Source organism: Mesorhizobium sp. M1A.F.Ca.IN.022.07.1.1, assembly GCF_003997575.1.
GTDB lineage: Bacteria > Pseudomonadota > Alphaproteobacteria > Rhizobiales > Rhizobiaceae > Mesorhizobium.
This window is the reverse complement of record NZ_RZST01000408.1, coordinates 1-4,678: the sequence shown is the minus strand read 5'-3', so window position 1 is coordinate 4,678 and position 4,678 is coordinate 1. Positions and strand designations below refer to the sequence as shown.

General features: G+C 65.8%; 6 protein-coding genes. 3 read left to right on the top strand and 3 right to left on the bottom strand.

The features are described 5' to 3' along the window. From EOA75_RS29125 to EOA75_RS29110, 3 genes are all read left to right on the top strand, one after another. A partial coding sequence (locus tag EOA75_RS29125; RefSeq protein WP_245466773.1) for a DUF1214 domain-containing protein occupies positions 1 to 522 on the top strand: 522 nt, incomplete at its 5' end. Continuing rightward, positions 515 to 1,063: a DUF1254 domain-containing protein gene (locus EOA75_RS29120; RefSeq protein WP_127216243.1), complete on the top strand. Its 549-nt coding sequence runs from the start codon at positions 515 to 517 to the stop codon at positions 1,061 to 1,063. The genes EOA75_RS29125 and EOA75_RS29120, both read left to right, overlap by 8 nt. Before the next feature lie 385 nt (positions 1,064 to 1,448). Beyond that, complete coding sequence (locus EOA75_RS29110) at positions 1,449 to 2,447, top strand: DUF2336 domain-containing protein (protein ID WP_127325775.1); 999 nt, start codon at positions 1,449 to 1,451, stop codon at positions 2,445 to 2,447. A gap of 61 nt (positions 2,448 to 2,508) precedes the next feature. On the opposite strand, the gene EOA75_RS29105 is transcribed toward EOA75_RS29110, so the two are convergent. From EOA75_RS29105 to EOA75_RS29095, 3 genes are all read right to left on the bottom strand, one after another. Continuing rightward, positions 2,509 to 2,856 carry a DUF1491 family protein gene (locus EOA75_RS29105; RefSeq protein ID WP_067320924.1) on the bottom strand — a complete coding sequence of 116 codons (348 nt, stop codon included), beginning with the start codon at positions 2,854 to 2,856 and terminating at the stop codon, positions 2,509 to 2,511. A gap of 68 nt (positions 2,857 to 2,924) precedes the next feature. Further along, the gene (locus EOA75_RS29100; protein ID WP_127325774.1) at positions 2,925 to 3,707 is read right to left on the bottom strand and encodes a peptidoglycan-binding protein; all 783 of its coding nucleotides are present in this window, start codon (positions 3,705 to 3,707) and stop codon (positions 2,925 to 2,927) included. Then, positions 3,682 to 4,678: HAMP domain-containing sensor histidine kinase (locus tag EOA75_RS29095; protein ID WP_164747632.1), on the bottom strand; the 997-nt coding region annotated here is incomplete at its 5' end. The genes EOA75_RS29095 and EOA75_RS29100, both read right to left, overlap by 26 nt.

Below are 4,678 nucleotides of genomic sequence, written 5' to 3'. Positions count from 1 at the left end.
AGCGTCTGGTACGCGCTCAACGCGCAGGACGGCGTCGGCGCGATCCGCATCGGCCAATGGACAGCTTTTCCTGAAATCGGCACGGAAGGCTCCGACCCCTACTCCAAGGCGCGCGTGGCGCGTGAGGGCGTGCTGGCGCTCGGCCGGGCGGAAGGGTTGTCCTTCGTCGCCGAGCGCGATGAAGCTGGCCAACCGCTGAAGCGGGAATGCGCCTATTCGATCGAAGGCGGCTACCCGACGGCCCGGTTCTGGACGCTTTATGCCGCCGACCAGTCGCTCGGCGTCATCGACACCGGCAAGGCGAGACAGGCGGCCCTGCAATCCTACGAAGTGCTGCGCCGGCCCGACAATTCGGTCGTCATCTCCGTCGGCGACCGCCCTGCCCCGGGCAACTGGCTCCTGACGGCTGGCTTCGGCAAGATGTTTTTCGTGCTGACCTTCTACGACACGCCGATCGCGAGCAGCACCGGGCTTTCCGACGTGACGCTGCCGCGCATTCTGAAGGCGGGCTGCCATGCGTAGCCTGCTGCACGCCCTGGTCCTCGGCCTGCTCGGCGCCGGTATCGTGCATATCGCGGTGCTGTTTTTGGTGCCGGAATTTTCCGAGCGCGATGCCTGGTCGCGGCTGGCAATGGCCTCCGACCTCTACAAGATGACGCGCCTGGACGCGGAGGTCGCTGGTGCGCCTGTGGTGAAGTCGGTCGACCCCATGTTCTACGCGGCCGCCTGCCGCTTCAATCTCGCCGACGGGCTGGTGCGGATCCGGGCGCCCGGCGACGTGCCGTTCTGGTCGGCCTCGGTGTATGACCGCAGCGGCCACAACATCTATTCCTTCAACGACCACAATGCGAACAGCGAGAAGCTCGATGCCGTGGTGCTGACACCGGCGCAGATGATCGACGTGCGGCGCGATCTTCCCGAGGACTTGCAGGGCGCGATCTTTGTCGAGGCGCCGATCGACGAGGGAATCTTTGTCGTCCGCGCCTTCGTGCCGGACGATAGCTGGAAGCCGATCGTGTCGCGCTTTCTCGAACAGAGTGCCTGCGAGCTGCAGGAATACTGAAGAGTCAGCTCAGTGATGCGGCACTAGTGGCCGTGGCGACACAGGCTTGTCCGGGCCGTCTGGACGCGCCCCGCCGACCTGCGGCTGTGGCTCATAGCGGACGCCGGGGAAGATGATGACAGCCGCTGCCGTGTCGGTGTCGTGGGTTACTCGATTGACGGGTGCCGCTCGCGGCACGAAAGACAAGACCATGCCCATGGTTCGCGTATTCCTCTCGGTTTGACCGGAGCACAACGCAACGCCTCCAAAATCGATTAAGGCGGGCAGAGGGTTAACGGAGCGCTAACGGATCGCGGCTAATTTGATGTTTGTTCCCTGGAGACGCGAAACCGGCCCGGCCGGAGGCGCGGGGCCGGGTCTGTGTCGAGTATCGGGCGTATCCTCCGTGTCTTCTTCGGATTTCAGGCACATCGCTATCCGGACCGAAGCGGGAAAAGCCGAAAGGCTGTTCCGCGCCGCCGTGTCGGCCTTCTGCTCGCTGACGCGCCCGTCGCGGCGCGAAATCGCCCAACTCGAGGATCTGACGCTGCCGCTGTTCGACGAAGTGTCGGTCGAATCGCGCCGCTATGTCGCCGCCGCCCTTTCCGAATGCGAATATGCGCCGGCCGCGTTGGTGCGGCGGCTGGCCGAGGAGCCGGTCGAGATCGCGGCGCCGCTGCTTACCCGCTCGAACGCGCTGAGCGACATCGACCTCATCGCGCTGATCGGCCGCCATGGCCTGCCGCACGCGCGCGCAATCGCTCGCCGCAAGGAACTCAACGCAACCATCGCCCACCTGATCCGCGCGCTGGAGAAGCCGACGCTGGTCAACACGCGGCCGCCGGAGACGGTCACGAAGCTCGCGCCGGTGAAACCGGCGCCAGCTTCCGCAACAGAAGACAACCGCCCGGATCCCGGCGTGCCTGAGGAAAACGCGCGGCGACGCCTGCGCTCGATGATGCGGCCCGCCGGCGAAAGTGCCGCTGTCAACCTGTTCCTCGGACAGCCGACTTATCTGAAGCTGCGCGAGACGGCGCTGACGGGCAACCTTGCTTTCTTCCAGACAGCGCTTGCCGATGCGCTCGACATCGATTTTGCCACAGCCCGCTCGATCACCGAGCAATCGGGCTACGCAGCGCTGCTTGCGGCGCTCAAGGCGCTCGACCTAAGCGAAGACAGGGCCTTCCTGATCGCGGTCGCGGTCCATCCCGGCGAGTTTCCGCATCCCCAGGCAATCCGTCTGTTCCTCGACCGCTATCGGCTGCTGCATCGCGAGGCAGCGCTCGACAAGGTGCGGGCCTGGAAAGCCGAAACGCTGTCTCGGGCGATCCGCGGCAATGCCATCGAGACAGGGCGCCACGCATCGAACAGCGATGACAAGGCCGCCGGCCGCAAGGCGTCCTGACCCAATTCCAGGGAAAGTGCACAGCGTTTCCGTGGCCGGTCGGGACGCCGGGCCGCCGCCTCTATTCCGCCTTCACGGACACAAGCTCCTCGACCGGAACGGAGCCGGCCTCGATCTCGACCACCCAGATGTCGGGATCGAATCTCTTTTCCTTTTCCAGCCTTGCATCGAATGCCGAGCTATCGTCGCCAGAATCGAGCAAGGTGAAGAAGCGCTCGTCGGGCTTGGCCGAATCGTAGCTCGTTTGCGGCGCCGGTCCGTACAGAGCCACTTCGCCGAGCCGGTCGCGCGACAACACGAAGACGGCGCCGGCCTCGGTCGCGCCGCGCTTGACCACGGCAGCAAAACCGCCGGCGGTGAAGACACGGCGCAGAAGGGCCGATACCCACAGATCGGTAGTCACGCGCATGGCAGGGTTCCGGATGGCATGCCCGGTTCCTTACAGCATCGGCAATGGAACCGAAAAGCCGGCAGCCCTCAGTTTGTGAGGCCGATCTCGCGCATCTTGGCATAGACCACTTCGTCCGGCTCGCCGGTCTCGGGCAGGCCGAACAGCGCCTGGAATTCCTTGATTGCAGACCTGGTGCGGGCGCCTACGACGCCGTCGAGCTGCATATCGTCATTGCCGAAGGCCTTCAGGCCAGCCTGGATCTTGACGATGCGGGCGTCGGGCGCCTGCGTTGCGCCGCTGGCCTGGGCGGCGACCGGAATGGCCGCTGGTCCGGCGGCCTGGGCCGTCGCCCTGTCGGCCGGTCTCGGGGCCGGATGCGGAATGGCCGCAGTCGTTTGCCTGGCGCCAAGCTGATCGAGCAGCGCGCCGTCGACATCGCCGGAGGCGGGCAGCCCGACCTTGAGCTGATAGGCCTGGATAGCCTTGCGCGTGGCTGGGCCCGTGAGGCCGTCGACGGTGCCGTCGTAGAAATTGAGGTCCTTCAATATGCCCTGCACCTGCTGGACGACCGGATCGGGCTTGGGAGCGGGCTGCGCCTGCCGCACGATGTTGATGGTGGTCTCCGGCTCATCCGAGACGGCATGCGGGAAATTCTCGATGCTCCTGGTGGCGAAGAAGGCGCCCGTGTGCGGAAAAGGCTGGTACCAGAGCGCGTTGGCCGAAACGTAGAAGAGCGTCACCAGGAAGGCGGTCGAGCCGCCGACCAGAACCGGATTGCGCGAGATCATCTGGCCGACCGCCGCAGCGCTCTCGGCAAGCAAGCCGCGCTCGGGTTCGACCACTTTAGGCCGTCTTGCGGAGCGAGCCATTGCTGTCCCCATTTGCATCCCCCTTCGGCTTTGCAATCGGCACGGGCAGCACGTCGGCCGGCGCGCCCGAGCGCCGCTTCGGTCCGTTCACCGGCAGGCTGATCGTCACCGTCGTGCCTTCGCCCGGGGCGCTCTCGATCGACATCGTGCCCTCATGCAGCGCCACCAGCCCCTTGACCAGCGACAGGCCGAGCCCGGTTCCCTCGAAGCGGCGCGTATAGTCGTTCTGGATCTGCATGAACGGCTTGCCGAGGTTGGCCATATCCTCGTCGGCGATGCCGATGCCGGTGTCACTCACCCAGAAATGCAGCCGCGAGCCGACCCGCTTGGCGCCGATCACCACGCTGCCGCCGTCAGGTGTGAACTTCACGGCGTTCGAAACGAGATTGATCAGGATCTGCTGCACGGCGCGGCGATCGGCATTGATCTCGCCGGCGTCAGGCGCGATCTGCGCGCCAAGCGCGATGCTCTTGGCCTCCGCCAGGGGCCGCATCATCGAGCGGCACATGTCGGCGGCATCGGCGAAGCGGAACGGCTCGAGCTCGGTGGCATAGGCGCCTGCCTCTATGCGCGAGACATCGAGGATCGAGGTGACGACGGACAAAAGATGCTGGCCGGACTCCCTGACCAGGGCGACATATTCCTTTTGGCGCGGATCGCGGAAGGCGCCGAACATCTCGTGCAGCAGCATGTCGGAGAAGCCGATGATGGCATTGAGCGGCGTGCGCAGCTCGTGGCTGACCACCGCCAGGAAACGCCCCTTGGCCACTTCGGCGGCAGCCGCAGCCTCCCTCGCCGTGGCAAGCTCTTCGCGGAGCGCGGCGATCTCGTCATTCTCACGAAGGACGAAGGTGAAGATGTCCTGCTCTCGCGCGCCGCGCAGCAATTCAAGGCGGAACGGGCGGAAATTGTCGGCCGAGCCGCCACCGTCGCGCGGCAAGCGGATGCGCAGGTCGAGCCGGCGCTTCGGC